The sequence below is a fragment of the Brevibacillus panacihumi W25 genome, from assembly GCF_000503775.1.
GTDB lineage: Bacteria > Bacillota > Bacilli > Brevibacillales > Brevibacillaceae > Brevibacillus > Brevibacillus panacihumi_A.
On sequence record NZ_KI629786.1, the window covers coordinates 325,602 to 351,480 of the forward strand.

27 protein-coding genes and 1 other RNA gene are annotated in these 25,879 nt (G+C 51.1%); 10 read left to right on the top strand and 18 right to left on the bottom strand.

All coding sequences use genetic code 11. The features are described from left to right. Positions 1-26: 26 nt before the first annotated feature. The 5 genes from vanG to vanT all read left to right on the top strand — a co-directional run bounded on the left by vanG (position 27) and on the right by vanT (position 5,733). Positions 27-1,076 carry a D-alanine--D-serine ligase VanG gene (gene vanG / locus T458_RS51240; protein WP_023558940.1) on the top strand — a complete coding sequence of 350 codons (1,050 nt, stop codon included), beginning with the start codon at positions 27-29 and terminating at the stop codon, positions 1,074-1,076. Continuing rightward, complete coding sequence (locus T458_RS51245) at positions 1,073-1,831, top strand: M15 family metallopeptidase (RefSeq protein ID WP_023558941.1); 759 nt, start codon at positions 1,073-1,075, stop codon at positions 1,829-1,831. Before vanG ends, T458_RS51245 begins: the two co-directional genes overlap by 4 nt. Before the next feature lies 1 nt (position 1,832). After that, the gene (locus T458_RS51250) at positions 1,833-2,867 is read left to right on the top strand and encodes an acyltransferase family protein (RefSeq protein WP_023558942.1); all 1,035 of its coding nucleotides are present in this window, start codon (positions 1,833-1,835) and stop codon (positions 2,865-2,867) included. A 103-nt stretch (positions 2,868-2,970) separates the two neighbouring features. Then, positions 2,971-4,539 carry an IS1182 family transposase gene (locus tag T458_RS51255; RefSeq protein ID WP_023555990.1) on the top strand — a complete coding sequence of 523 codons (1,569 nt, stop codon included), beginning with the start codon at positions 2,971-2,973 and terminating at the stop codon, positions 4,537-4,539. Positions 4,540-4,629: 90 nt separating this feature from the next. After that, on the top strand, positions 4,630-5,733 hold the full coding sequence (vanT, locus tag T458_RS51260; protein ID WP_436967340.1) for a serine racemase VanT catalytic subunit: 1,104 nt from the start codon (positions 4,630-4,632) through the stop codon (positions 5,731-5,733). Between the two features lie 24 nt (positions 5,734-5,757). Here vanT and T458_RS51265 read toward each other — a convergent pair whose 3' ends face one another. Genes T458_RS51265 through T458_RS51275 form a run of 3 tightly spaced genes read right to left on the bottom strand, consistent with a single transcriptional unit; the run spans position 5,758 to position 8,689 of the window. Next, positions 5,758-6,231, bottom strand: coding sequence for an SRPBCC family protein (locus tag T458_RS51265; protein ID WP_023558944.1), 474 nt, complete (start codon positions 6,229-6,231; stop codon positions 5,758-5,760). Between the two features lie 11 nt (positions 6,232-6,242). After that, positions 6,243-7,979 carry a sensor histidine kinase gene (locus tag T458_RS51270; RefSeq protein WP_023558945.1) on the bottom strand — a complete coding sequence of 579 codons (1,737 nt, stop codon included), beginning with the start codon at positions 7,977-7,979 and terminating at the stop codon, positions 6,243-6,245. After that, positions 7,976-8,689 (bottom strand): response regulator transcription factor, encoded by a 714-nt coding sequence (locus tag T458_RS51275; protein ID WP_023558946.1) that lies wholly within the window; start codon positions 8,687-8,689, stop codon positions 7,976-7,978. The genes T458_RS51270 and T458_RS51275 overlap by 4 nt, the downstream gene beginning before the upstream one ends. A gap of 139 nt (positions 8,690-8,828) precedes the next feature. On the opposite strand from T458_RS51275, the gene T458_RS51280 reads away from it, so the two are divergent. The 3 genes from T458_RS51280 to T458_RS57355 are packed head-to-tail and all read left to right on the top strand — an operon-like array spanning position 8,829 to position 10,595. Further along, positions 8,829-9,512: an ABC transporter permease gene (locus T458_RS51280; protein ID WP_023558947.1), complete on the top strand. Its 684-nt coding sequence runs from the start codon at positions 8,829-8,831 to the stop codon at positions 9,510-9,512. Beyond that, complete coding sequence (locus T458_RS51285) at positions 9,512-10,426, top strand: ABC transporter ATP-binding protein (protein WP_023558948.1); 915 nt, start codon at positions 9,512-9,514, stop codon at positions 10,424-10,426. The genes T458_RS51280 and T458_RS51285 overlap by 1 nt, the downstream gene beginning before the upstream one ends. Next, positions 10,419-10,595, top strand: coding sequence for a hypothetical protein (locus tag T458_RS57355; protein WP_023558949.1), 177 nt, complete (start codon positions 10,419-10,421; stop codon positions 10,593-10,595). The genes T458_RS51285 and T458_RS57355 overlap by 8 nt, the downstream gene beginning before the upstream one ends. Before the next feature lie 46 nt (positions 10,596-10,641). On the opposite strand, the gene recR is transcribed toward T458_RS57355, so the two are convergent. The 6 genes from recR to T458_RS56165 all read right to left on the bottom strand — a co-directional run bounded on the left by recR (position 10,642) and on the right by T458_RS56165 (position 16,160). Further along, on the bottom strand, positions 10,642-11,238 hold the full coding sequence (gene recR, locus T458_RS51290; RefSeq protein WP_023558950.1) for a recombination mediator RecR: 597 nt from the start codon (positions 11,236-11,238) through the stop codon (positions 10,642-10,644). 30 nt (positions 11,239-11,268) lie between these two features. Beyond that, entirely contained in the window at positions 11,269-11,580 is a 312-nt protein-coding gene (locus tag T458_RS51295) for a YbaB/EbfC family nucleoid-associated protein (protein WP_031306192.1), read from the bottom strand. Between the two features lie 35 nt (positions 11,581-11,615). Then, positions 11,616-13,328 (bottom strand): DNA polymerase III subunit gamma/tau, encoded by a 1,713-nt coding sequence (gene dnaX / locus T458_RS51300; protein ID WP_023558952.1) that lies wholly within the window; start codon positions 13,326-13,328, stop codon positions 11,616-11,618. 157 nt (positions 13,329-13,485) lie between these two features. Continuing rightward, a complete protein-coding gene (locus T458_RS51305) occupies positions 13,486-14,916 on the bottom strand; it encodes an ATP-binding protein (RefSeq protein WP_023558953.1) in 1,431 nt (476 codons plus the stop codon). 235 nt (positions 14,917-15,151) lie between these two features. Then, an RNA gene (gene ffs / locus T458_RS56695) (signal recognition particle sRNA large type) lies at positions 15,152-15,416 on the bottom strand. Between the two features lie 87 nt (positions 15,417-15,503). Continuing rightward, entirely contained in the window at positions 15,504-16,160 is a 657-nt protein-coding gene (locus tag T458_RS56165) for an HD-GYP domain-containing protein (RefSeq protein ID WP_252989869.1), read from the bottom strand. A 499-nt stretch (positions 16,161-16,659) separates the two neighbouring features. On the opposite strand from T458_RS56165, the gene T458_RS51310 reads away from it, so the two are divergent. Next, positions 16,660-17,550: an EamA family transporter gene (locus T458_RS51310; RefSeq protein ID WP_023558955.1), complete on the top strand. Its 891-nt coding sequence runs from the start codon at positions 16,660-16,662 to the stop codon at positions 17,548-17,550. 43 nt (positions 17,551-17,593) lie between these two features. Here the strand turns inward: T458_RS51310 and T458_RS51315 are convergent, their stop codons facing one another. Both T458_RS51315 and T458_RS51320 read right to left on the bottom strand, forming a co-directional pair. Next, positions 17,594-18,478 carry a DMT family transporter gene (locus tag T458_RS51315; protein WP_023558956.1) on the bottom strand — a complete coding sequence of 295 codons (885 nt, stop codon included), beginning with the start codon at positions 18,476-18,478 and terminating at the stop codon, positions 17,594-17,596. Positions 18,479-18,578: 100 nt separating this feature from the next. Further along, the gene (locus T458_RS51320; protein WP_023558957.1) at positions 18,579-19,223 is read right to left on the bottom strand and encodes a DedA family protein; all 645 of its coding nucleotides are present in this window, start codon (positions 19,221-19,223) and stop codon (positions 18,579-18,581) included. Between the two features lie 234 nt (positions 19,224-19,457). Here T458_RS51320 and T458_RS51325 point away from each other — a divergent pair, with 234 nt between their 5' ends. Next, entirely contained in the window at positions 19,458-19,769 is a 312-nt protein-coding gene (locus T458_RS51325) for a DUF4870 domain-containing protein (RefSeq protein WP_023558958.1), read from the top strand. Between the two features lie 84 nt (positions 19,770-19,853). Here the strand turns inward: T458_RS51325 and T458_RS51330 are convergent, their stop codons facing one another. From T458_RS51330 to T458_RS51360, 7 genes are all read right to left on the bottom strand, one after another. Beyond that, on the bottom strand, positions 19,854-20,243 hold the full coding sequence (locus T458_RS51330) for a rhodanese-like domain-containing protein (RefSeq protein ID WP_023558959.1): 390 nt from the start codon (positions 20,241-20,243) through the stop codon (positions 19,854-19,856). A gap of 21 nt (positions 20,244-20,264) precedes the next feature. Then, complete coding sequence (locus T458_RS51335) at positions 20,265-20,531, bottom strand: metal-sensitive transcriptional regulator (RefSeq protein WP_031306196.1); 267 nt, start codon at positions 20,529-20,531, stop codon at positions 20,265-20,267. Positions 20,532-20,594: 63 nt separating this feature from the next. Continuing rightward, entirely contained in the window at positions 20,595-21,071 is a 477-nt protein-coding gene (locus tag T458_RS51340; RefSeq protein ID WP_023558961.1) for a DsrE/DsrF/DrsH-like family protein, read from the bottom strand. Between the two features lie 113 nt (positions 21,072-21,184). After that, a complete protein-coding gene (locus T458_RS51345) occupies positions 21,185-22,483 on the bottom strand; it encodes an arsenic transporter (RefSeq protein ID WP_031306197.1) in 1,299 nt (432 codons plus the stop codon). 147 nt (positions 22,484-22,630) lie between these two features. After that, a complete protein-coding gene (locus T458_RS51350; protein WP_023558963.1) occupies positions 22,631-24,037 on the bottom strand; it encodes an amino acid permease in 1,407 nt (468 codons plus the stop codon). Between the two features lie 47 nt (positions 24,038-24,084). Further along, complete coding sequence (locus tag T458_RS51355; protein ID WP_023558964.1) at positions 24,085-24,720, bottom strand: YitT family protein; 636 nt, start codon at positions 24,718-24,720, stop codon at positions 24,085-24,087. Between the two features lie 2 nt (positions 24,721-24,722). Further along, entirely contained in the window at positions 24,723-25,868 is a 1,146-nt protein-coding gene (locus T458_RS51360) for an aminotransferase class V-fold PLP-dependent enzyme (RefSeq protein WP_023558965.1), read from the bottom strand. Positions 25,869-25,879 lie beyond the last annotated feature (11 nt).

Consider the following 25,879-nt stretch of genomic DNA (forward strand, 5'->3'; position numbering starts at 1 on the left):
ACAGAGACAAGGAGAAAAAATTGCCCATGAAGAGAAAGAAAATTGCGATTCTGTTCGGAGGCTGTTCTTCCGAATATGAGGTGTCGCTGAAATCTGCATCTGCTGTGATTGAACATCTCCGTGATGAGCTTTATGAACCGATCCTGATTGGCATCACAAGGAAGGGTGAATGGCTCCGCTATCGCGGCAATCCCGATAAAATTCTCGCTGACACGTGGTTTCTGGACGAGAATTGCACGCCCGCTGTCGTCTCGCCAAGTCGAGATGTGCACGGAATCATCGAGCAGTATGAAGACAGTACCGAAAAGATTTGGATCGATGCCGCCCTTCCGATCCTGCACGGCAAAAACGGGGAGGACGGCACCATACAGGGGTTGCTGGAGCTTGCCGGTATTCCCATCGTCGGTTGCGATACCCGCAGTTCCGCGCTCTGCATGGACAAGGAACTGGCCCACACCATCGTCCGGTCAGCCGGTATCCTCACACCGTCTTCCGTGGTTATACGAAAAGATACGGACTTGGACCAGGTAGAAAAATGGACCAAAGATCTGACCTATCCGCTGTTTGTAAAGCCGGCAAGAGCAGGCTCCTCCGTCGGAATTACCCAAGTATTACAAAAGCCTGACCTTCTGGACGCGGTAAAACTGGCCTTTGAACATGACGACAAGATCGTCGTGGAGGAAACTGTCCCCGGCTTCGAGGTTGGATGCGCCATTATGGGAAATGAAGAGCTGATCATCGGGGAAGTAGACGAAATCGAGCTGACCCACGGATTTTTTGATTTTACGGAGAAGTACACGCTGAAAACGGCTCATATCCATATGCCCGCTCGTATCGATCCAGATACTTCAGTTCGGATTAAGCAAACAGCCGCCGCGATCTATCAGGCATTGGGTTGCAGCGGGTTTGCCAGAGTGGATCTCTTTGTCACGCCTGAGCGCGAATTGGTTTTCAATGAGGTCAACACGATACCGGGCTTTACTCCGCATAGCCGCTTTCCCAATATGCTCAAAGGGGCAGGATGGTCCTTTGCGGACATGCTTGACCATATCATCGATTTGGCGGTGAGAAAATGAGAGTGGTCTTTCTGAATTCGAAATCCATTCATGAAGGCAATCTGGTGCTGGTGAATCGACATCATCCACTGCGCCAAGAGATAGATCCCGACAAGCTCGTTCCGGTGGACGAGAAGCATACTGCTATTCTTTTGCACAGTGAAGCCCAAACCATGCTTTCCCGGCTATTAACCCTATTGGACGCCAAGGACGGGATTGTGCCCGTCAGCGGCTATCGGTCCTTGCAGGAGCAAGAAACCATTTTCCAGGATTCGCTGAAAGAAAACGGTGAAGAGTTCACCTTGAAATACGTCGCGCTTCCGAATTGCAGCGAACATCAGACAGGTCTGGCCATCGATCTGGCGGAAAACAAGGCTGATATTGACTTTATCCGGCCCGACTTCCCCTACTCGGGGATCTGCCAGGAATTTCGCATGGAAGCGGCCCAATTCGGCTTCATCGAACGCTATCAGACAGGCAAGGAAGCGGTGACAGGGATTGCCTGGGAGCCGTGGCATTTTCGCTATATCGGCTACCCGCATTCCGCCATCATGCAGCAAAAGCAGTTCTCACTTGAGGAATATATCGAGCACCTGAGAGATTTCCCCGAGCACGGGCAGCATTTGCGCTTTGAAGATGAGGGACATGCAGCGGAGATTTTCTATATCCGGGCACAAGAGTCTTCCGTCACAACTGTTTCACTGCCAGACGAGTTGCCTTATCAGCTCTCGGGCAACAACGTGGATGGCTGGGTCTGCACCATTTGGAGGAAGTAGCATGAATCAGGAAAAACAGTACGGCGGAATTGATTCCTTTCGGGTCATCGCCGCATTGCTCGTCGTAGCTATCCATACATCACCGCTATTATCTATCAATGAAACGGCCGATTTTGTGTTTACCCGCATCATCGATCGCGTTGGCGTCCCGTTCTTCTTCATGGCAACCGGCTTTTTCCTGCTCCCGCCCTTTCTTAGAAAAGAGGGACAGTCGCAAAGCGTCATCCGTTTGTTGGCGAAATGCGGGAAGTATTACGGAATCGCCACTCTGATCTACCTCCCGATCCTGTTCTACAAAGGCTATTTTCAGGAAGAAGCGTCGGCTTCGGCAGTCATAAAGGACATCTTCTTCGACGGGACCTTCTATCATTTGTGGTACTTCCCGGCGGTCGCGATGGGGGCTTGCCTGCTGATTCTGCTTTTGCGGCGGTTTTCCAGTAAAATCGTGTTTTTCTTGGCTTTCGGCCTCTATGGTATCGGACTGTTTGGAGACAGTTATTATGGCCTCGTGGAAAACGTACCTTGGATCAAGACAGGGTATGAGTGGCTGTTCGCGTTTTCAGATTATACGAGGAACGGCATCTTCTTTGCCCCCGTCTACCTCCTGCTGGGCGGGATCATCGCGGAACAAAAGCGGCCATTATCGAAAAAGGCTTGTGTCACCGGACTTCTTCTCACCTTCTCGCTCCTTTTGGCGGAAGGGCTCTGGCTGCATCATCTCTCGGTACAACGCCACGACAGCATGTACATCATGCTGATTCCGGTGATGTTCTTCCTGTTTCACTGGCTGTTGTTATGGGGAGGTCGCAGCAACGCTGCATGGCGGTCTGCCTCGATGTGGATCTACATCATCCATCCGCTGTGCATCATCCTGGTCAGAGGGTTGGCGAAAGTCACCAATCTCAGCTGGCTGCTCGTGGAAAACAGCCTGGTGCATTACGGGATGGTCGTCCTTGTCTCCGTGATTGGCTCCCTGCTGATCGTCCAGCTTACCACGCGAAAAAAGGCTAAGAGGGTGTCCCAAAAGTCATCATAAATGACTGAGGGACGGCCCTCTTTTCATTAAGTTAAACAAAAAGAAACCGCTTTTTGTTAAAATGGAAGTTCCACCCACCATTTACAAAAAGGAGCCGGTTTCTTTGTACATTCAATATACCATGGATCAACTCTGCTTACCAATGGATTTAGAAGAAGACATTCCCGCAAATCACCTCGTTCGTGTGGTCAACGCCGCTGTCAATCGTCTTGACGACGCCATCTTCGATGCGGCTTACCCCGGTGGCGGACGAGACAGCTATCACCCCAAGATGCTCACCAAAATCATTATTTACGCCTACACTCAGCGTATCTACTCTTCTCGTCAGATCGCCAAGGCCGTCCGTGAAAACATCATGTTTATGTGGATCGCAGGCAGGCAGCGCCCAGACTTTCGTACTATCAACCGTTTTCGATCAGAGCGCATGAAAGCCGTACTGGAGACCGTGTTTACCGCGGTGCTTCAATTTCTGGTTGAGGAGAACTACGTGCAACTGGAGCATTATTTTGTCGACGGCACCAAGATCGAAGCCAATGCCAATCGGTATACATTTGTTTGGGGAAAAGCTGTCGTGAAGCACAAGGCCAAACTTCAGGAGAAAGTCCAGACTTTGTTCGCCACTATTGAAGAAGCTGAGAAGTATGAAGAAAGAATCCACGAGGGCAAGGATCTTCTTGAAATAGGCGAATCTTCTACCATCACCAGTGAAAAGTTGGAGCATGCTGTCAAGCAATTGGAAGAGCGTCTGCAGGAGAAACCAAAAGACAAACCACTAAAGAAAGCGGTACGCACAATCCGCAAGGATCTGCTTCCTCGCCTCCAAAAGTATGAGACGCATGAGACAATTTTAGGCACGCGAAACAGCTACAGCAAAACGGACCATGATGCCACGTTTATGCGGATGAAAGAGGACCACATGCGAAACGGCCAGCTCAAGCCGGGTTACAATGTTCAGATCGGCACCGAAAATCAGTTCATTCTCGGCTACAGCGTCCACCAGCGACCAACCGATACTCGCTGTCTCATCCCTCATCTGGAGAAAATAAAATCACAGTTCGGCAAACTGCCAAACACCGTCATTGCCGATGCGGGCTATGGCGGCGAGGAGAATTATGACTACTTGGAGCAGAACGAAGTTGAAGCCATCGTCAAATACAGTACGTACCACCGCGAAAAAAGTAAGGCATGGCAAAAGGACATCAGCAAAATTGACAATTGGACCTACAACAGCGAACTGGATACGTGGACATGTGCAGCGGGTCAAACGCTCCATTTCCGCCGAGTAAGTAAGGAGAAAACAGAAAGTGGGTATGAAATCGAATACCGTCATTACCGCAGCGCCGGTTGTGAGGAGTGCCCGCTAAAGCCTCAGTGTACGAAAGCCCAAGGAGATCGAGAGATCAAAGTCAGCATGAAGTATTGGCGGCTAAAGAACCAAGCAAGGCAAAAACTCCGCAGCGAAGAAGGCTATGCTCTGGCCGTGAGGCGCATGATCGAGCCGGAGCCCGTATTTGGCGATATGAAGAACAATCGAGGCTTTAAAAGGTTCCTGCTTCGAGGCTTACCAAAAGTAAGTCTGGAGGTCGGGTGGCTTTCCCTTGCCCACAATCTGCTCAAGAAAGCAGCGGTAGACGCTAAAAACCAAGAAGCTAAGCGAGAACGGACCGCTTAGCCTCTTAGTTTCTTCCGAAACTCATCTAATTTTTCTGATGAGGGTGTTCCAGAGTTTACTTTTGGGACACCCTCGTGGGCAGAGATCAACCTGGACAATCTGCGTCATAATGCAGCGGTATTGCAGAGCATTTTGCCGTCCACATGCAAGTTTATGGCTGTTGTCAAAGCCAATGCCTATGGACACGGAGATGTCCAAATCGCCAAAGAGCTGAATCGTGCAGGGATTTTCTCCTTCGCCGTCGCCACCCTGGCTGAAGGGGTAACATTGCGCAAGCATGGAATCAAAGGCGACATTTTGATTTTGGGCTATACACATCCAAAGGACATCCCTTCCCTGAAACGGTATCGACTAATTCAAACGGTAGTGGATTACAGCTATGCCGCCATGTTGGAAGACATCGGCGAAAAAATCCGGGTTCATGTAAAGGTGGATACCGGGATGCACCGTCTGGGCGAAAGCTACAGCCATATCGACAATCTCAAAGCGATCTTTGGCTGCAAACATCTGCTTATCGAAGGGATCTACACACACCTGAGCGCAGCAGATTCTTTGCGCTCATCGGATGTGGCTTATACCCGCCAGCAAATCGGTCGTTTTTACGATGCGATCAATCAGATCAGCCATAGCGGTTACGCAATTCCCAGGATTCACATTCAAAGCAGCTACGGCGTCTTGAATTATCCCGAGCTTGACTGCGATTACGTCCGCGTCGGCATCGCCCTGTACGGCGCATACAGCCATCCACAGGATCAGACCAAGGTGTCCGTAGACCTGCTGCCTGTCATGGCGGTCAAGGCAAGGGTCTCGGCTGTTAAAGAGATTCCTGCTGGAGATGCCGTCAGTTATGGCAGGGATTATGTCGCTTCTCGGCCGATGAAAATCGCGGTTGTCGCGATCGGGTATGCAGACGGTCTTCCCCGCAATGCCCTCGACAGTCAAGGCCAGGTGCTGATCCATGGTCACCGCGCACCCATTGTCGGGAAAATCTGTATGGATCAGTTGATGATCGACGTAACCGATATTCCAGGCGTTGCACAAGGCGACACGGTTACGATTTGGGGACAGGACGGCACAGAACAGATCACGGCTGAACAAGTAGCGGCAAACTCCAATACCATCACCAATGAACTCGTAAGCCGAATCGGCAGCAGGCTCGAACGCGTCTATATCCGTCACAAGCAAGCAAAGTGAAAGGGCAGGATCACCCTGCCTTTTTCATTCCCCGCAGCCTCTCGCTTGACGTTCCGCTTTTTCCTTCAAATACAGATTTCGCTCCAGCAGGAATCTCCTCATATATCTCTCGAGTATGAGTACATCTGCCAATTTCCCCAACACTCCAAGGGGAGACGTATAATCGAACGTATCGATCATCCGTGTTTTCTTTTCCCCCAACGGAATGAATTCATGCTTATGATAAAAGCGCTTGAACGCGCCTTGCACCATTTCATCGACAAAAAACCACGGCTCCTCCATCTCTGTAATCTTGGCGGTCAGCCGCTGCTTGACGCCAAAATGAACCGCCTCCCAGGTCACGCTTTCTCCAAGTCGGATCAGTCCGCTGGTCACCCCGCCGATCGCCTTCTCCCGCGTCCGGGCCGTAGATTCCATATGACTGTCAATGCTGCGCGCCAGGTCAAAACAGATCTGTTGCGGGGCATCGATCTCTACCTCCATGCGAATGACTGGCATTCACACCCCTCCTATTGCGTTCCATTGGCTGGAGTGCGGTTGGATCCGAATGTCAGGGTCACCGTCGTCCCGTATCCCAGCTCGCTTTCGACCGCTATTTCCCCTTCATGCGCCAAAACCAACTGCTTGGCAATGGCCATCCCCAGTCCTGTCCCGCTTTCATTTTCCTCTGTATGTCCTCCCCGGTAATAACGCTCAAACAGGTTGGCCAGCGTATCCTGATCCATCCCCGGCCCATTGTCCTTCACCTTGACCTGGAAGCCTCCATTCCCGTAGGAACTCACTTCGACCAGCACCAGAGTCCCGGCAGGCGTATGCTTGATCGCATTCGCCAGGATGTTGATGATGATGCGCCTGAAATACGTCGGATCAACCTCGGCATTCAAGGATGTGACACTCGTTCGAAACTCAATCTGATGCTCAGACGCGATCGGATCGTTCACCATCTCCACGGTGATTCTTCGGATCGTTTCGACTGCCGCTATCTCTGTCTTCATCATAGGAAGCGCTTGATTTTTCAATCGATAGGTGAGCGTCAAGTCTTCGATCAGGCCGTTCATATAATCCGCCTTTTCCCGAATGGTTCGTCCAAATTGACTCACTTCCCCATGCTCCCACTTGTACTGCTCCGATTCCAGAATCGAGGCATAGCCAAAAATAGAGCTAAGCGGTGTCTTCAAATCATGCGAGAGTCCGGTGATCCACTCTTCCCGCGTCCGCTCTACATCCTTTTGACGCTGTTCATTCATTTGCAGTGTCTGGCTCAACCGGGAAAGGGCGTCGAACATATCCTTGAATACGGCAAATGACCGCTTCCACTTCCCTTTGCGGGTCTTCCCCACCCTGCGGCCTTTTCTGCCGACGGGCTCGTCATAATTCCCCTTCGCCAAGTGCTCCAGCCAAGTAACCATGTGCAAAAGCGGTTTGCCGACACGCAGCGCGTACCAGCTTCCCGCGATGACGACGGACGCAATCATGATCAGTCCGAATTGGAGAAGCATCGTTTTCATCATATTGTCAAACGATTCATCCGCAGTTCCCGGCGGATCGACCGGGTGACGCGTACCGACCAGATACATCATCTGGCTCTGCTCGTCAAAGCGGCTCATGATGTACAAAGGTGCTTCTTCCTTTTCCAGTACCTCTATCAGTTCAAGCTTGGGAGCAGCAGTCGGATGGTTCCACTCCTGTAAAAGGCGCCCTTCGCGGTCGTAAATCGCATACCAGGCTTTTTTCTGCAAAAAGGTCTCCTGCAATGCCTTCGTTGCTTCTGCACTGCCCGAAGATTCCGCAGCTTGCAAAAGACTCATCAGCTCTTCTTCCGGTGCTGGCGTCCCGTATAAGACGATCACCTTCCGATCAAGCTGATCAACAACCCAATGCTTTACGTGGTATTGCTTGGACTGCACCATGGCCATCCACTCACCTGGCGTATAGCGGCTGGGTATATCGGCTGGAGACCGATACGCGTAGATCACATTCCCTTGCTCATCCAGGATTTGCAGCCATCCCTCATGATTCTCTACGCTTTTCTCCACCCGCTTCTCTACCCGGATGCTCTCGCCATCATTAATAAGCTGAAACGCGATATCGGATGCGGTTAGGCGGGAGAGATCAACCTCAATATCTTCATGCAGCAATTTCATTCCCAGCACCGCAAGCGTAACCAGAAAACAGATGAGCAGCACCATAACAAAGCCAGAAAATTGACGAACATACTGGATAATCAGCTTTTTGCGCAGATTCATAATGGTTTTCCGCCGGGCACCAGCTTGTAGCCCAACCCTCGAATCGTGACCAGATGCTTCGGCTGTGCCGGATTTTCCTCAATCCTTTGCCGCAGCTTGTAGATGTGCACCATGACTGTATTTTCATCAAATACGCCGTACTCGTCCTTCCAGACATGATCGTAAATCTGCTCTTTGGTAAAGACGCGGTTGGGATGTTGGCAGAAAAACACGAGCAGCTGAAACACTTGTGCCGGGCAATCTACCTGTGTTCCATCTACGATCAGCTCCGCCGCATCCACGTTTACTTGAAAACGTCCAAAATCGTATACCTTTTCCTCTGCTGGCGCGGGAATCCGGAAGGTGCGGCGCAGGTGAGCCTTCATCCGTGCCACGACCTCCAGAGGATGAAAAGGCTTCGTAATATAATCATCGGCTCCAAAAGCAAAGCCGCTCAATTTGTCAAAATCAGTCCCTTTGGCGGTCAGAAAAAATATCGGCGCCTTCGTCCGCTGCCGGATTGCTGCACACAAATCAAATCCATTTTGATCAGGCAGCATGACATCGAGGATCAACAAATCGTAAGACCGCTCCTCTACCAGGCGCAGCGCCTGTTCTGCCCTCGTGCATGTATCGACATGCCGAAAGCCTTCTTTATTCATGACCGTCTCCAGCATTTTCAAAATCGCTTCTTCGTCGTCTACAAGAAGTACTCTTGCCTCTGTTTCCACAGCGGTTCCCTCCCTCTACCCCATCCATCATATCATGGCTGGTCTTCACCTCGGCAAAAGTTAAGGTAATGGTAAGGTTGCGTTTTAGTGGAAGAAAGAGAAGCCATTTACAATAAAAGAGAAAGGAGCGAGGAAACCTATGTGGGCCATTTGCCAGCACGAATTTTTCCGATTGTTCAAGAGTGTGAAATCTTTGATTACCGTCGCCTTTATTGTAGGCGTCTCTTACTGGGTCTCCGATCTGGTCAATCAAGCGGCGAGCTTTTTCCCCGATCAGGAGCTTGCGCAGGGTCATGCGTTGGGCATCCTGTCGCTGGTAATGCTGCTCGGGCCGCTTTTTGTATTCAGCCTCTCCCATGACATCATAAATCGAGAGTTATCCGGAAGAACGATGCGTTTTCTCGTCACGCGAACTTCACGCAAGCAGATTGTTGTGGGAAAATTCTTGGGCGTTTGCAGTTTTTGGCTTGTCTGCATGCTGATTGCCTTCGGCGTGGTGTTGGCTACCGTCCACACCTTTGATGCCCCTACCTTTTGGAAATGTATCTCCCTCCTGGTATACTGCATTGCCTTGGCCCTGCTGCTCTCTTTGGCAGTACCACGGCCCAGCTATACCATGTTCCTCGGGATCGTCATTGCCCTCGTCTTGCCGGGTCTGGGCATCTGGAGCTTTGCTTCCAGCCATCCGGCCGCGCAATGGATCGCGTATCTGACACCGTACACCTTCATGGAAAAAGGGGGAGCATGGATCAGCTTAGTCTGGCTGTATGCGGCTGTGTTCCTGACAGCTTCCGTTTTCATGTTTCAAAGGAGAGATTGCTGATGAACATTTTAGAAACCATTCAGTTGAGCAAACATTTTGGGAATCGAACGGTGGTCTCAGACGTCAGTCTGAACGTGCAGAGGGGAGAAATCTTTGGCTTCCTGGGACGCAACGGAGCGGGAAAGTCTACGTTCATCAACATGCTGACAGGCATTATTCGTCCTACCTCAGGAGCAATCCGGATGTTTGGAAGCGATTCGCCTAAAGAAGAATGGAAACGACGCATCGGTGTTCTGCCTGACTACTCGACATTTTACGACTCGCTCAGCCCGGCGGATCATCTCCATTATTTCGCCCGTGTAAAAGGCGTCCGCCTGACGAAGCAGGAATGCGCGCAAATTTTGAAGTCTGTGGGACTGGAGGAGCATGCTTCGCGCAAGGCCAAAACCTTTTCCTTCGGGATGAAAAAGAAGCTGGGAATTGCCCAAGCTCTGGTAGGCGACCCTGAGCTGTTTTTTCTGGATGAACCTACCTCCGGAGTGGATGTGGAATCAGCCCTGCACATCCAGAATCTGCTCCGGCACTTGCATCGGCAAGGCAAAACGATCTTCATGACCTCGCATAATCTGGACGAGGTAGAAAAGATCTGTACGCGTATCGCGATCATGAAAAACGGAAAAATCGGGTCGTTGGGCAGTCTGGACGAGCTGAGGGCAGCGCATCAGACGTGGCGCCATGTACGCGTGCGCCACTCTGCGCTTATCGAAGAGGAGTCAACCCTGCGCACCTTCGTAGAATCACTGGGTCGCAACGTCTCGTGGGAGTCTGAGCGTCTTTCGCTGCAGATCGATGAGGAACAAAAAATAGCAGCCCTGATTCGTGCCTTGGTACAGGCCCGCGTGGACATATACGGGGTTCACGTCGAGGAGCCTTCGTTGGAACGGATTTTTTTGGAGGAGGAGAACCATGTCTAATTTATTTCTTGCCTTGTTTCTTGCCGCTCTGTTGCTGTATCGCATCTATTGGGGAGGCGGCGTGTCGGGAAATCAAACCTACATTTCGATTAGTACTGGTCTGATCGTGCTGAACCTGGTCATCTTCGTGGAAAAATGGGTAAAGAGGCAGAGACGTATCAATCATTAAGTTTTCATAAGAAAAAAGACAGGATACCCTGTCTTTTTTTGCATGGCTATAATTCACGACGACCTTCCAGCGCTTTGGTCAAAGTCACCTCATCCGCATACTCCAGGTCTCCGCCTACCGGCAGCCCGTGAGCAATCCGCGTCACGCGAATCCCGAACGGCTTGATCAGGCGTGAGATGTACATCGCCGTCGCTTCTCCCTCGATATTGGGATTGGTCGCGAGGATCACTTCCTTCACCTGTTCATCGCTCAGTCGCTTCAACAGGTCCGGAATTTTAATATCCTCAGGACCAATGCCGTCCATCGGGGAAATGGCCCCATGCAGGACGTGATAATATCCCTCGAACTCCCGCGTCCGTTCCATCGCCACGACATCTTTGGGCTCCTGAACCACACAGATGATGGAGCCGTCCCGTCTTTTATCCCGACACAAATGGCACGGGTCCAGGTCGGTAATGTTGTTGCAGACGGAACAGTAGTGAAGCTGACGCTTGGCGTTGACCAGTGCCTTGGCCAGGTCGAGCACATCGTCTTCTTTCATGTTGAGGACGAAAAAGGCAAGCCGTCCTGCGGTTTTTTGCCCAATGCCGGGCAGCTTCATAAAGCCTTCGATCAACTTGGACACCGGTTCCGGATAGAACATATGTGTATTTACTCCTTCAAATGCTTGGCATTAGAACAATCCCGGGATGTTCATTCCTCCGGTAAAGCGTCCCATTTCCTTGCCTACCATCTCATCCGCTTTGCGCATCGCATCGTTAACTGCGGCCAAAACTAGGTCTTGCAGCATTTCGACATCTTCTGGATCGACGACTTCAGGCTTGATCACGATATCCTTCACTTGCTTGTGGCCGTCTACTGTCACAGTGACAGCACCGCCGCCTGCAGAGCCTTCTACAGTCTTATCCTTCAGGCCTTCTTGCGCTTTCTGCATTTCTTCCTGCATTTTTTTCACTTGCTTCATCATTTGTTGCATTTGCTGCATGTTTTTCATTGAGGGGTTCCTCCTTTGATTTCTTCCTACTCTTTTACTTCGATGAGCTCTTCACCGACGAGCTTGATGGCCTCTGCCAGAAAAGGATCTTGCTCTTCTTCGGCTGGGGCATCCGATTGGGTAGATGACTGCTCGACAGACTGCCACTCTTCCTCCATGACAGACAAAAGCTGCAACGGCCTTCCGAGCACTGTCTGCATGACGTGTTCCACCACGCCTTTCAGCTCCGGCTCCATCGTTTTATCACAATGTATGGGGCTTTTGAAAACAACGACAACTGCATCGGCTCCGGCGGCTACTGGCTGCCCATTGACCAGCCATGCCTGATGCTGGATCTTGATCTTTTTCAGGTCGGACAATATCTGGCTCCATTGTCCCTGCACCTGTCTTGTCAAGTTGTGGTCCAGTGACTTGGCTACTTCCCGCACCTTGTTGAGCGGAGTCCGCGAGCCGCTCGTACTTGCAGCAGTGCGCCTTGGCTCCGCCTTGCGTGGTTCCTCTGCTTTTGCCGGGCTTTGGATGCCTGCCTGACCGGAGAGGATTTGCGCCAGCCGTTCTTCCAGCACGCGAATGCGGTTTGACAAGCTGGATACATCCGCTCTTCCGGGTGCTTCGCCCGGGCTTGCTCCTACTGCCGCTTCTACCGTCGTCGATGCAACTGGCTGACACAGCTTGACCAGCGTCAGCTCCACCAACACCCTCGCATAGGTGGACCATTTCAACTGCGTCAGCGCCTGATTGCACACCTCGATCTTCGCATACAGCTCAGGCAATGTGTGTTTTTGCGCCACCTCTACGAACTGGTCGTCGATCATGGTTCGTTCGATGATCTCTTCCAGCTGCGGGGCAGTCTTGAGCAGCAGCATGTCGCGATAGTAATAGAGAAAATCTTGCAGAAATTGTTCCGGATCTTTCCCCTGTACCATCACCCGGTCGAACTGCTCCATCACCTTTGCCACATCTCGTTCCACGATATGCAGCGCCAGGGTGGAGAAGTACGATTGAGCCACTGTCCCAGTGATCTGCATGATGTCGCTTGCCCGAACCTCATCCTTGCTGTAGCTGATCGCCTGATCCAACAGACTCAAGGCATCGCGAGCTCCGCCTTCCGCCAGCTTCGCCACCAGCTGCAAGGCTTGTTCCTCTACGCGCACCCCTTGCGACAGGCAAATTTTGTGCAAGAGATTGACCATGACCTGCAAGGGGATGCGGTGAAAATCAAAACGCTGACAACGGGAAATAATCGTCGCCGGAAGCTTGTGCGGCTCGGTCGTCGCAAGGATAAACAGCACGTGAGACGGCGGTTCCTCCAATGTCTTCAATAACGCATTGAACGCTTCCGTCGTCAGCATATGCACTTCATCGATAATGTACACTTTATACCTGACGTCGCTTGGAGCAAATTTCACCTTATCACGGATGTCCCGAATCTCCTCGACGCCACGGTTGGAGGCGGCGTCAATTTCCAGCACGTCCGTGACGGAACCCTCTGTAATGGCTCGGCACGTCGCACATTCATTACACGGCTCTCCATCCTGCGGTTGTTCACAGTTGACTGCTTTGGACATGATTTTCGCTGCACTTGTCTTACCCGTACCACGGGGACCGTTGAACAAATAGGCGTGGGAAAGCCGTCCTTCGCGCAATGCGTTGCGCAAGGTGATCGTCACATGTTCTTGTCCGACTACATCTTCGAATGTCTGCGGTCGGTATACGCGATACAGCGCGGTATAAGCCATGTTCGTGTGACACTCCCCATCTGCACAGTCCTCTTCTATATCCTATATAGTATACACCATTGGCATAGTTCGTACAAAACGCTCATGTGTACGGGAAGCTTTTTTCCCGAAAAAAATCCCGGCACACATGTCCGGGATGATTGCCTCTATTTCACACCTACAAATACGGCAGCAGGATATGGAAGGTGGTGCCATAGCCTTTGGAGGAGACGCGGATCTGTCCACCAAGGTCGTGAATGATTTTTTGGCAAACCGAAAGTCCAAGCCCCGTCCCTTCTTCCTTGGTCGTAAAAAACGGATCAAAGATTTTGTCGATGATGTAGACGGGAATACCTGGGCCTGTATCGTGAATGTCAATGCTCATCTTGTCCCCGTCGTGATCGATATGATGAGAAATGCGCAGCGTCCCTTGTTCTCCCATCGCTTCTATACCGTTTTTGCAAATGTTGATAAATACCTGCTTGAGCAGCTCCGTATCCCCCACCGCCATCGGCAGCTTGCCGCGGGAAGCGAACTTCACCTCCACTCCAAACAAATGCGCCTGTGACTCCACAATCGGGAGAATTTCTTCAAAGATAATATTCAGATCGACGATGGAATACTGTACGTCGCGTGGCTTGCTTAACAACAGAAACTCGCTTACGAGGGAATTGATCCGGTTGATCTCTGTCAACATGATCTCGGTGTAGGTTTTCTCCCGATCCATCCCGCTCTCGGTAAACGATTGCAGGAACATCTGGAGAAATCCCTTGATGGAAGTAAGCGGATTGCGGATCTCGTGGGCGGTGCCAGCCGCGATTTGTCCAATCATGGCGAGGCGTTCATTCCGTTCGATTTTCTGTTCAAAGGAACGCAGATTGGTGATGTCCTTGAACAAGACAAAAGCGCCAACCGTTTTTCCTGATTCATCCTGGATCGTGTTCGCATCGACAATTAATTCGTAGCGTTGGGTATCATTGCTCCACGAAGTGGCGATATTATGCAGCTTGACGCCATCCAGCCATTCTTTTTTGATCAAGCGATGCTGCTCGGGAATCCCGGCAAACAACTGATCGACGTGCTTGTTCAAAATCTGCAGCCGATCCATCCCCAGCAATTTGCAGGCAGTCAGACTGGCTTCAACAATATGTGCCTCACGATCCAGCACGAACAGCCCCAGGCTGGTATCGTGCGTAAGCTTGTTGACGATCCTCTGTGCCATGTCTTGATCGGTCTCTCTCCCCAATTGAAAAAAATGCAGGAGATACAATGGTTTCTCGGCTTCCTGCAACAAGATCATGACTGGGGTTTTGCTCGATTCTCCCCATTTGTCCAGCCATTCCACCTCGACAAACCCTGCCGACTCGCTTTCCCGACTTATGAGTTCCTCATAGAACTGTCCGATGGAACCATCGTAAGGGAGAATGGTTTGCACAGCATGTGAGACCAATTGCTCCCGTGAATACCCGGTCACACGAAGCAGTTGTTCGTTTACTTCTACGATCCTACCCTCGTGATCGACCAATAAAACAGCAGTAGGCAGTTGATGCATGAACCGCTGCAATCGATCGGACGAGCCAACCTGGTGTAACGAAAAAGATGCACTCACAGCTTGTCCCTCCTGACCTATGACGTACTTCATCGCACAGGAAAGCATATCGTTTTTTCCCTCTAGGAAAATTCGTGAAAATGGAACAAAAACCTGCTCTATCAAGGGAAGTGTTCGGGAGAAATCTTTCGCTAGTTCTCGCCAAAAAACAACAAAATCCCCTTTTATCGGTCCAAATAAAAAAGTGGTACGCCCCCTGTTGGGAACATACCACTTGTTGATTGCTGTATAGGTACCGTGCACCTATCTTCGATACTCCACATCCAAGCGTTACATATGGCTGCAGCTCAGACCAGGCTACCCTGCGGCACACGCGATGATCCACTTATGGCTGCTTCCTTCCGGACCTGACCAGGTTCATGGGTTCGCGTTGCACAGGACCCGATCCTCAACACCGCCACCATACGGCAGCCTCACATGAGAAGACCTGGGATAGGAATTCAACCCTGCTGTTGCGGATTGCAGGTTACAGGGCACCGCAACCTCCCCGTCTAGCACGGCACAATTAGAATACCAAAGATACGAGCTGATAGCAAGGCGTAAAGCCATCCATTGCTGGAGAATACTTCCCTAGCCGGTCCACTAGCCTACTCAGAGCCCGGCTTTTTCACCTGGAGAGCGCCTTTCTCATAGGCCTTTTTAAAGCACTCGACGATTTGTGGGTCAAACTGCGTGTGTGAGCACCGCAGCACTTCTTTATAAGCTGCTTGCGCAGATACCGCTTGGCGGTACGAACGTGTTGAAATCATGGCATCGAACGTATCCGCGACTGCCAAAATCCGTCCCATCAGCGGAATCTCTTCTCCTTTTAACTGATGCGGATAACCGCGTCCATCCCATCGCTCATGGTGATAGCGTATTCCCCGGCTGATGTGGGCAAGACTCTCGATCTGTTCCACCATATCTGCTCCGGTCGTCGGGTGCAGCTTTACGATTTCGTACTCTTCCGGTGTCAGCTTGCCCTCTTTTTGCAGAATGTGATCGGGGATGGCAACTTTCCCTATATCATGAAGCAAGCCTGCGTATCGCAAATCATTGCGAGGAAGCATCCGCTTTTGCGACTCGTCCATCTGATCATAGATGGCCAAGGCATACTGGGCTACACGCTCCGTATGCCCCGCCGTATAGGAATCCTTCATCTCCACCGCCAGGTACAGGCTGCGTACGATTTGATCCAAGCCATTTTCAGAGAGGGTAGCGGCGGGCTGCGTTTCACTGCGGGAAACCTTCTGCCTACGATACATCCAAAATGCCCCGCATATCCCCAAGACCATAACGATCAGATTGATTCCACAATACAGGCAATGCATCCAATGGAGAGGGGCGTGGTGAGAGACATGAATCTCTTGCTGACGGTCACTTTCAAGCCAAATCGTGCCCGAAGTGTCGGCTGAAAGCCACATATCTCTTGCATTCTCTATTTGAGCTTCGTGATTCAACAGAAAGCAGAAGTTTAACAGAGTCGAGAGTAGGCATACAAGAATCGTCATGAGCAATAATCGGGCCTTGATCTTTGAAAACACCATCCTCCTCCTTCTCCGCCTGTTGCCCTGGGCGCAACGGTGTAAGAGTTGCGAAATGATTCAAGGACTGCATCATATCCTTATTTCCACGTAAAGAGGAAAGATAAACCTTTTTTACCTGTCATTTCGAAATCAAGACGAGGAAGATGGACAAATACAAGCTTCCGTATTATTCTAAGCTACGGATTGGAGAACGAAATAGAGTGAAGGAGATACATGCATGCGATATATGCTCTTGGTCTTTTTCGGGGCTTGCAGTTACGGAATCCTTTCCACGATTGTCAAGCTCGCGTACAGCCAAGGATTTTCCCCATCACAAGTCATAGGCGGTCAGATGGCCTTCGGGTTTCTTTTAACCTGGATTCCTGCACTCTTCTTTCTGCGCACCAAGCCGCAAAAACGTCTGCTGCTGCTTTTGGCAGGTGTCGGCATCGCAGTCGGAACAACAGGCATCCTGTACTACAATTCACTGCAATACATTCCCGCGTCGCTCGCCATCCTCTTGTTGTTTCAATTCACTTGGATGGGGGTTTTGGCAGAAGCCATCATGACGCGCAAACGCCCGGACAAACCTACGCTGGCTTCTTTGCTTCTGCTGTTTCTGGGAACGATGCTGGCGGGAGGATTGCTGGAAAATGGGGGACTGCAGCAATTTCATCCCTTGGGGGTCTTGCTCGGATTGCTCTCAGCTGTCTCGTACACGCTCTTCATTATTTTTAGCGGAAAGACTGCACTGAGTATCAATCCCTGGCTCCGCAGCTCCAGCATGTCCACCGGGTCTCTCCTGTTGACGTGTCTGATCTATCCGCCTGTCTTTCTGATCGACGGCACGCTGTGGGACGGTTTGTTCCCTTATGTTATCTTGCTGGCGTTGTTTGGTATCCTGATCCCCACAGCCTGCTTCAATTTTGGAGTGCCGCATATTGGAGCTGGAATGGCCACGATTCTCGGAGCGGCAGAATTGCCGACGGCCGTCTTCGCGTCCGCCATTGTCCTGCAGGAGCAGGTAAGCTGGCTGCAAGTCGCTGGTGTAGCCATCATCCTGCTTGGAATCATACTGCCCAAACTGGTGCAGCGCAAACAGCCAAAAACCGCCTCACCCGCCGCCTAATCAGACCAGAAAACCCACCCGAGTGGAGCTATACGCTCTTCACTCAGGTGGGTTTTTGATAATCTCCAAGCTCTGTAATATAGATGCCAGCAAGCATCAGCATGACCCCTGTCCAGATGATTGGAGTCACGGGCTCGCCCCAAAGCAGCCAGGAGAAAAGAAAAGCGAATACCGCCTCAAGTGAAAGCAGGATGCTGACATGTACGGGAGGCGAGAATTGCTGTGCCTTGATTTGCACCACATAGGCAAGCAGGGTTCCGATCAGGCAGTCGAACAAAAAGGCAAACCAGCCGTACGGGCTCAAGGCCTGAGGCATTGGTTCGACGAAGAAAGCAATGACCAGATCGATGACCCCGACTACAAGCAATTGGATCATGACAAACATGAGGGAATCGACTTCAATCCGTTCCTCATATACGCGATCAACCAATAATATGTGCAGGGCAAAAAAGATGGCGCATAGAAAAACCAGAACATCCCCAAAGGCAATGCCTGTCCACCCCTCATCACCTGATAAAAACACCAGTCCTGCAAAGGCGAGGAGGCTGCCCGTCACGGCTGCTTTTCCCACGGGCTTGCGCCGCCATAAGTAATACAGAAAGGGAACGATGACGACATTGGTCCCTGTAATGACCCCCGCTTTGCCCGGCGTGGTCCGGTCTATGCCAAGGATTTGGAAGGTGTAGGCTGCACACAGGACGATCCCGCAGATCAATCCCTGCACCCAAACCTCACGACTGACTCCTCTCATTCGCCTCCAGACAAAGGGAAGGAGAATCAGGGAGGCCAATAAAAATCGCGTGCCCAAAAAGGTATAAGGGGCTATCTCCGTCAGAATGTCTTTGCTCAGGACAAAGGTATAGCCCCAGGCCAGCGCGATGAAAAGCAAGGATGCATCCGCCCAGATCAATTGCTTCTTGGTTGCCACTCAAGTCTCTCCTCTTTCATGGGGTTGCAAAGATCTCCCCAGTCAGTACCGGAGACTATTGTAACATTAGCTTATTAACCTTGGCGCTATTTTTGTAAGCCTAGCAATCGGGGTCCTGATCGACCCTTGCCTGTACACGAAGTTTCTTTTCTTTGTATTTCTTGTAGCCAAACACACACCCTATCACGGCCACGATCAACACCGCAATGGCTGGCGCGATTCCCCGGGTGAAGGTGTTCAGAAAAGCATCTATACTGGATGCTTGGTCTCCAATCACGTACCCGACCAAGAAAAGAATCAATGTCCATACTAAACCAGTCGTATAGGAAAACAACGCATAGCGGCGAAACGTCATTTTTCCGATCCCCACCAGGTAAGGCACCACATGACGCACCACCGGCAGGAAATAGCTGATGCACAAGGCGTAGCTGCCATAACGCTCCAATAAAGACTGGGCGCGTTCGACATGCCTGTTCATCCCCTTTTTCTTGCTGATCCAATTCAACGCGGGAGCACCTAGGGTTCTGCCTAGCACATATCCGAGAGACAAGCCGGACACGACGCCAAGATACGTGGCGATAAAAGCAGGGATTATACTCAGTACACCAATCGAAGTCAGCACTCCAGCTGACAATACAATAACCTCATCCGGAATGGGCATTCCTACAATACCCAACCACAACGTGAAGAAAAGGGCCGGATACCCAAACTGACCCACGGATTCACTCAGCATCTCTATACTCATCTTGTTCCGTTCCTCCTACTATTCGCAAAGGGTACCCGTACACAGATGAACGCATCTGCACCGCCCACTATACAGGCAATCACGCTGTTCAGGCGACTTGTAAATTTTAGCAGAAACAGGTACTCCGTCTCAAGGTGGAGACAAAAATCGCGCTCTTGACGGTATCTGTCGAAGAGACGATGCAGTACAATAAGAACATAAACAATGGTTCGGCTACTTTTAGGAGGGTTATTCATGGATCACAATGGCGTAAAAGCAATTACTCATGCAAGTGCATTTTTTGCACCTTTTCTGGTGCCTCTGCTCGTCTGGCTGCTCATGCAAGACCAACACGTCAAAAGAATGGCATTGCAGGCCTTGCTCTTCCATATCGCAATTGGACTGTTGATCAGTATCTCCGCCATATTTTCCTATATTTTGATCGGGATTCCTTTCTTGATCGTGTTCGGTCTGATGGGCATCTACTATCCGATCAAAGGCGTCATTTATTCGCTCCAAGGACGTCCGTTCCATTACCCGATCATCGGATCCCTGGTAGGTTACTAATTCTAATTCACACAACCGATAGACAGACGCAAAAGACCAGCGCTCTGCTATGAACGCTGGTCTTTCCCTATTCTCTTGGGGCTATTATTTCTTTTTGACAGGGCCGCGCCAGACGGAGATGCCTCCACGCAAATGGGCCAGTTTATCATAGCCATGCTTTTTGAGAACTTTGGCCGCCTGTTTGCTGCGCACGCCGCTGCGGCAGTAGAGCAAAATCTCATTTTTGGGGGATATCTCCTTGACCCGATTGTTCAGTTGGGACAAGGGAATATTGACTGCTGAAGGAATATGACCGGCTTTATACTCGTGCGGCTCTCGTACGTCGACGAGCAATACGCCGCTTTTTTGGTTCACTCGCTCTTTGAACTGATCGGCACTCAGGTTTTGCAGTCCTTTGACAGGAACAAAACGTGTTACCAAAAACCAGGTGAGCAAGGCGTAAACAGCGATTAATAGGATGCTTGTGAAATCCATACAAACATACGCCCTTTCTATCTAGCGGCTTTTTACCAGCAGTTCGATTGCTTCCTTCACCATTTTTTCCGGGTCCTTGCCTGTCCCCTCTTCTTCCAGCAAGCAGCGCTGCAGATTTTCGGCTACGATCTGGGCAATGGCGCGATCGGAAGCATTGCGGACTGCCGACAGCTGAGCCACGACTTCCTTGCAATTTTTCTGCTCGTCCATCATCCGGAGCACGCCTCGAATCTGTCCCTCGATCCGGCGCAATCGTCTTTTCACATCTTCACCATACGTATAGTCCATCTGCTTTCCCTCCGTTCCATTCATACGTATACCTGTATCCTATTATAGACGAAATCAGGGAGGTTAGATAAACAGATTCACTTTGGCCTGGGTGGCATCTCCGAGATAAGCAGCTACCCCGGCGAATTCCATCCCATCCACCAGCTCTTCCTTTTGCAGACCCAAAAGGTCCATCGTCATCGTGCAAGCAACCAGCTTTACCCCTTGCTCTTGCGCCAGCTCAATCAACTGCGGCAGCGACAGGGCATTGTGCTTTTTCATGACATGCTTGATCATGGCAGGCCCCATTCCCAGCATGTTCATTTTGGACAGACCCAATTTTTTCGCGCCCCTTGGCATCATCCAGCCAAATGCTTTCTCCAGCCAGTTTTTCTTCACGTTGACGACCTCGTCTTTGCGCATGGTGTTGAGACCCCAGAAGGTGAAGAAGATCGTCACATCATGGTCGTAGGCGGCAGCTCCGTTCGCAATGATGAATGCTGCAATTGCTTTATCTAAATCCCCGCTGAACAGGACAATCGTGGTTTTTTCCTTTTCCATTTTCCTCATGGCTCCTTTGTTGTTTAATACATATACCCCTATATGTATAATAAAGCCCTTGAGGTTCTTTTGCAACTAAAAAAGCAGGCACCCCGTAAAAGGCGCCCGCTTCATCAAGATAGAAGGGCAATGAGAGACAGCCAAAAGTACAGACCAGCCAGTGTCAGCAACAGGGTCGGAACAGTCAGTACGATTCCTGTCTTGAAGTACTGGCCCCAGGTGATGCGTACCCCTTTGCGGGACAAGACATGCAGCCAAAGCAACGTGGCCAAGGAGCCGATCGGAGTGATCTTGGGACCCAAATCGCTGCCGATGACGTTGGCGTAGATCAATGCTTCACGAATGATCCCGGAGGTGTCCGTCCCTTGGATCGCCAATGCACCGATCATCACCGTAGGCAGATTGTTCATCACAGACGAAAGCACAGCAGACAGAAATCCCATACCGACTGTAGCCGACCACAGGCCTCGATCGGCGATGGCCTGAATCAGTTCACCCAACGTATCCGTAAGTCCTACATTTCGCAATCCATACACGACCACGTACATGCCAATCGAAAATACGACGATGGACCAAGGAGCCTCTTGGATTACCTTTTTGGTCTGAATGCTTTGGCTGCTTCGGGCGGCCAGAAGAAAAATCACAGCAGCCGCCCCGATCACGAAGGAGACGGGTATCGCCAGTGCTTCACTTGCCAAAAACCCGATCAACAACAGACCAAGGATGACCCAGGAGAGGCGAAAAAGCCGGAGATCCTTCAAGGCTTCCCGTGGTTTCCTCAAGTTGTTCAGATCGTACTGCTTGGGAATGTTTTTGCGATAAAAAAGGTAAAGAACCAACAAACTGGCGCCCAGGGAAACGAAATTGGGCACGATCATCCGGGATGCATACTCCATGAATCCGATATCGAAGTAGTCAGCCGATACAATATTGACCAGGTTGCTGACCACCAATGGCAAGGATGTCGTATCCGCGATAAAGCCGCTCGCCATAATGAACGGCAAAATCATGGAGTCCGGCAATTGCAGAGCGCGCACCTGAGCCAACACGATCGGCGTCAATATCAGTGCTGCGCCATCATTGGCGAAGAAAGCAGAGACAGCCGCCCCCAACAACACGACGTAGATGAACATCAAGGTCCCGCTTCCCTTTGCAAACCGGGTCATATGCAAGGCAGACCATTCAAAAAAACCGATCTCGTCCAGGATCAAGGAAATGAGAATAATAGCGACGAACGCCAAGGTAGCGTTCCAGACGATTCCGGTGACAGCTGCGACATCTTCAAAGCTGACGACCCCGCAGATCAATGCCAATATAGCCCCGCCCGTCGCGGTCCAGCCTATGCCAAGCCCTCTCGGCTGCCAAATGACCAGCGTAATGGTCAAGGCGAAAATCAAAAAAGCCAACCACATTTCCACCGTGATCTCTCCCACTCTGTCTTTCGTCATACCTTTAGCATTATATAACGAGATGGTTTAACTGCGAGTAAATGTTTGAAAAGAAATGGACCAGCTCACAAGATTGGTTCTTGCGGCTGGCCCTTTGCCATTGTCTTGCATCTATGCCGTTTTTTCCGTATCGTCTGTATTTGCTGTCCCCAGCTTTTTCTTATATTTCGTGTAATAAATCAAGGTCAGGAACAACAGCCAGGGAACGCCCACGATCCACGAGATATTCCAGAATTCGGCGTCCAACCCCATCGTAATGAGTATCGCCGCGATCAGCACTACGCCAATGATTTGCAGTACCGGGAAAAGCGGTGCGCGGACCGGAAGCGTTTCCCCGCCCCGTGCTTCCCACAGCTTGCGAAATTTCAGATGGGAGAGCAGTGTCAGCAACCAGACGTACAAGGCCCCAAACAAGGCGATGCCAAAGAGGTAATTGTACGCCAGGGGACTGATTTTGGAAATAAGAGCGGCCGCCGCTACACCCAGGCTGGAAAGCAGGAGGGCATTGACCGGGGTGCCGTTTTTGGACAGCTTGCCCAAAGCATCGGGCGCAAATTGACTGCGCGAAAGGGAAAAAATCATGCGCGACGTCAGATACAGGTTGGTGTTCATGCTGGATAGCGCCGCGGTCATGACAACGAAGTTCATAATGCCGGCAGCCGCTGTGATACCAACGTGATCGAATACCAGCACGAACGGACTTTGCGAAATTTCCTTCGCCCCCGCGTGAATCCAGGGCACCACTGCAATCATGATGGCCATCGCCAGGAAGTAAAACACGATCAAGCGCACGACCATCGTTCTCATGGCTCGTGGAACCGCTGTCCTAGGATCCTTCGCCTCCCCTGCTGTCACCGCGATTACCTCAACTCCGACGAAGCTGAAAATCGCCATCAGCACAGCCATCCAGACACCGCCGAAGCCGTGCGGCATGAACCCTTCGTGTTTGGTAAAATTCTCAAATCCCACTGCCGGAGTGCCGATCCCCAGCACTACCGCAATACCGAAGATTATAAAAGCAATAATTGCCACTACTTTAATCATAGCAAACCAGTATTCAAAGCTGCCGAAGTTCTCGACCGAACGGGAGTTGACGTAAATCAAGGCTGCCCCAAAGCCTAACGTCCAGATCCATACCGGAATATCAGGGAACCAGTAGGTCATGTAGATCCCCACCGCGACAGCCTCGCCTCCTACGGCGATGACCTGAGCGGCCCAGTACGTCCAACGGGAGGTAAATCCAGCCCAGCCCCCAAGATATCTCTCTGCATAGACGCCAAATGAGCCTGCAGTCGGATGGGCGACCGCCATTTCTGAAAGACTGAACATCATGATGACGGCGATAAAGGCTGCGATGACGTAACTGAGAATAACAGCTGGCCCTGCATAACTGATCGCGATTGCGCTGCCCATGAACAATCCTGTCCCGATAGCGCCTCCCAAGCCGATCATCGTCAACTGTCCTTTTGTAAGCCCTCTGTGCAGACCGGATTCACGCTCCACGAATTGATCCTTCATCCTGATTCCCCCCTGTTGCTCTGTTAAAATTCGTATTATTCTGACTATTAGGAAGCTGATTTTACCTCTGTAGAACGATCCCCCCCTTTTCCCAACCATCTGGAGTAACAGACATCAATTGTCTTCCCCGCGATAAAGATGGAGATCAGCGTGTAGACAGAGTGCAATGCATCTGTCGTCAACCAAGAGGCAATCACGATCAGACTGTTGATCGCCATCATGCAGCGCCCGATCGTAAAGGCAGGCCACACTTTGGAAATGACGACACTGGCGATATCCACTCCGCCTGTCGTTCCTCCCCCGAGCAAAACCAGAGCGATCCCTCCACCGCTGATCACTCCCCCCAGGATGGTCCCCACGATCGGCTGCTGCCAACCGGGCAAGAACTCAAACAGGTAGAGGAAAACGGAGAGACTGATCATCCCGACCAGGCTGCGAATGACAAATTGCCTGCCGACGAACCGATAGCCCAGAAGAAACAGCGGGATATTGAGTAAAAAATAGATCAGCCCTAGCGAGAGCGGCAGCAGATAGCTGACCAGAATGGCAACTCCCCCCAAGCCAGGCGTCATAATCTCGTTCGGCTTCAAAAAGAGGTAGTAGGTGAGGGCCACCAATGCTGTCCCAGCAAAAATGAACCCCCACTCCAGCGATCGCTTCTTGTTAGAAACCCCCTCGCTCATCGTCAAGCCTCCTGCAGATGTGCAGCAACCTCTGCCAATGCATCGATAGCCGTCTTTACCTCTGCCTTGGTATTGTAATAATGAGGAGCAATGCGGATCACATCATTACGGGCCGAGACGATGACATTCCTTTCCTTGAGGAGAGCTTCCGCTTTTGACGCTTGCGGGATGTAGATAGCGGTGTTTGATGCCTTTTGGCTTTTCTCTACGGGACTGACCACAGTAAGGCCCCTCTCGCCGGCATACATCACAGCTGTTTCGGAGAGGTCTGACAAGTACGCCTCAATCCGCTCAACACCTACTTCATGGAGAAGGCGCAAAGCCGCATTGGCTGCGTAGCCATTGATCATCGGCGGCGTCCCGGTCTCAAATCGACGCGCACCTGCCGCGTAATCCAGGCAACGAATGTCGAAGGCGAACGGATTCGTACGTCCGAACCATCCAGTGACTGCCGGCTCCAGCTTTTCGGCTACCTCCTTTTTTACATACAGAAACGCAATGCCCGGAATTCCCAGCATGTATTTCTGCATTCCCGTTGCCAGGAAGTCGACATCCATGGCTTTGACATCGATGGCGACGCTGCCCGCAGACTGGTATGCGTCCACGAACAAATAGGAGCCTTTTTGATGCACGATCTCCGCAATTTTTGTGAGATCCTGCTTAAATCCGTTGTAATACGAAACATGGGGTATGGAGGTAATCAGCGTTTGTTCATTGACGAACTGATCATAGTACGCAAGCGGGATGACGGATTCCTGAGATGGAATAAACTTGACCTGCGCGCCCTTTTTTTCTTGTGCCAGCCACACGTGGCCAACGCTCGGAAAATCCATTTCTGTCGTTACGATCTGATTGCGTTTCCCGGCAAAATCGAAAGCGCTTGCAATCGACGATGCACATTCGGAGACACAAGACAGGACCGCGATTTCTTCGGGTTCTGCGTTGATCAGCTTGGCAAACTGTGTCTTTGCCTCCTCTACTTCAGCCATCCAGCGCATCCAGTCCATTCCGGTATAGCGCAGGGTATCTACATAGGAGTGAATGGCTTCCTCCACCTGACGGCTTAAAGCACTTTGAGAACAACTGGACAGCATTACCTGTTCTTGTAAAATCGGAAAATAGTCGCGTTCCTTCGCAAATGGAAACATACAAAAACCCT

Coding starts and splice junctions, on each gene's coding strand:
- T458_RS51295 (WP_031306192.1), bottom strand. CDS start 11,580: ATGCAGCAAATGCAACAAATGATGAAGCAAGTGAAAAAAATGCAGGAA.
- T458_RS51285 (WP_023558948.1), top strand. CDS start 9,512: ATGAACATTTTAGAAACCATTCAGTTGAGCAAACATTTTGGGAATCGA.
- T458_RS51280 (WP_023558947.1), top strand. CDS start 8,829: ATGTGGGCCATTTGCCAGCACGAATTTTTCCGATTGTTCAAGAGTGTG.
- T458_RS51265 (WP_023558944.1), bottom strand. CDS start 6,231: ATGCCAGTCATTCGCATGGAGGTAGAGATCGATGCCCCGCAACAGATC.
- T458_RS56165 (WP_252989869.1), bottom strand. CDS start 16,160: ATGTATCGTAGGCAGAAGGTTTCCCGCAGTGAAACGCAGCCCGCCGCT.
- T458_RS51320 (WP_023558957.1), bottom strand. CDS start 19,223: ATGAGTATAGAGATGCTGAGTGAATCCGTGGGTCAGTTTGGGTATCCG.
- vanG (WP_023558940.1), top strand. CDS start 27: ATGAAGAGAAAGAAAATTGCGATTCTGTTCGGAGGCTGTTCTTCCGAA.
- T458_RS51335 (WP_031306196.1), bottom strand. CDS start 20,531: ATGGACTATACGTATGGTGAAGATGTGAAAAGACGATTGCGCCGGATC.
- T458_RS57355 (WP_023558949.1), top strand. CDS start 10,419: ATGTCTAATTTATTTCTTGCCTTGTTTCTTGCCGCTCTGTTGCTGTAT.
- T458_RS51325 (WP_023558958.1), top strand. CDS start 19,458: ATGGATCACAATGGCGTAAAAGCAATTACTCATGCAAGTGCATTTTTT.
- T458_RS51250 (WP_023558942.1), top strand. CDS start 1,833: ATGAATCAGGAAAAACAGTACGGCGGAATTGATTCCTTTCGGGTCATC.
- T458_RS51310 (WP_023558955.1), top strand. CDS start 16,660: ATGCGATATATGCTCTTGGTCTTTTTCGGGGCTTGCAGTTACGGAATC.
- T458_RS51245 (WP_023558941.1), top strand. CDS start 1,073: ATGAGAGTGGTCTTTCTGAATTCGAAATCCATTCATGAAGGCAATCTG.
- T458_RS51270 (WP_023558945.1), bottom strand. CDS start 7,979: ATGAATCTGCGCAAAAAGCTGATTATCCAGTATGTTCGTCAATTTTCT.
- T458_RS51340 (WP_023558961.1), bottom strand. CDS start 21,071: ATGGAAAAGGAAAAAACCACGATTGTCCTGTTCAGCGGGGATTTAGAT.
- T458_RS51350 (WP_023558963.1), bottom strand. CDS start 24,037: ATGAAGGATCAATTCGTGGAGCGTGAATCCGGTCTGCACAGAGGGCTT.
- T458_RS51355 (WP_023558964.1), bottom strand. CDS start 24,720: ATGAGCGAGGGGGTTTCTAACAAGAAGCGATCGCTGGAGTGGGGGTTC.
- recR (WP_023558950.1), bottom strand. CDS start 11,238: ATGTTCTATCCGGAACCGGTGTCCAAGTTGATCGAAGGCTTTATGAAG.
- T458_RS51330 (WP_023558959.1), bottom strand. CDS start 20,243: ATGGATTTCACAAGCATCCTATTAATCGCTGTTTACGCCTTGCTCACC.
- T458_RS51360 (WP_023558965.1), bottom strand. CDS start 25,868: ATGTTTCCATTTGCGAAGGAACGCGACTATTTTCCGATTTTACAAGAA.
- T458_RS51345 (WP_031306197.1), bottom strand. CDS start 22,483: ATGTGGTTGGCTTTTTTGATTTTCGCCTTGACCATTACGCTGGTCATT.
- dnaX (WP_023558952.1), bottom strand. CDS start 13,328: ATGGCTTATACCGCGCTGTATCGCGTATACCGACCGCAGACATTCGAA.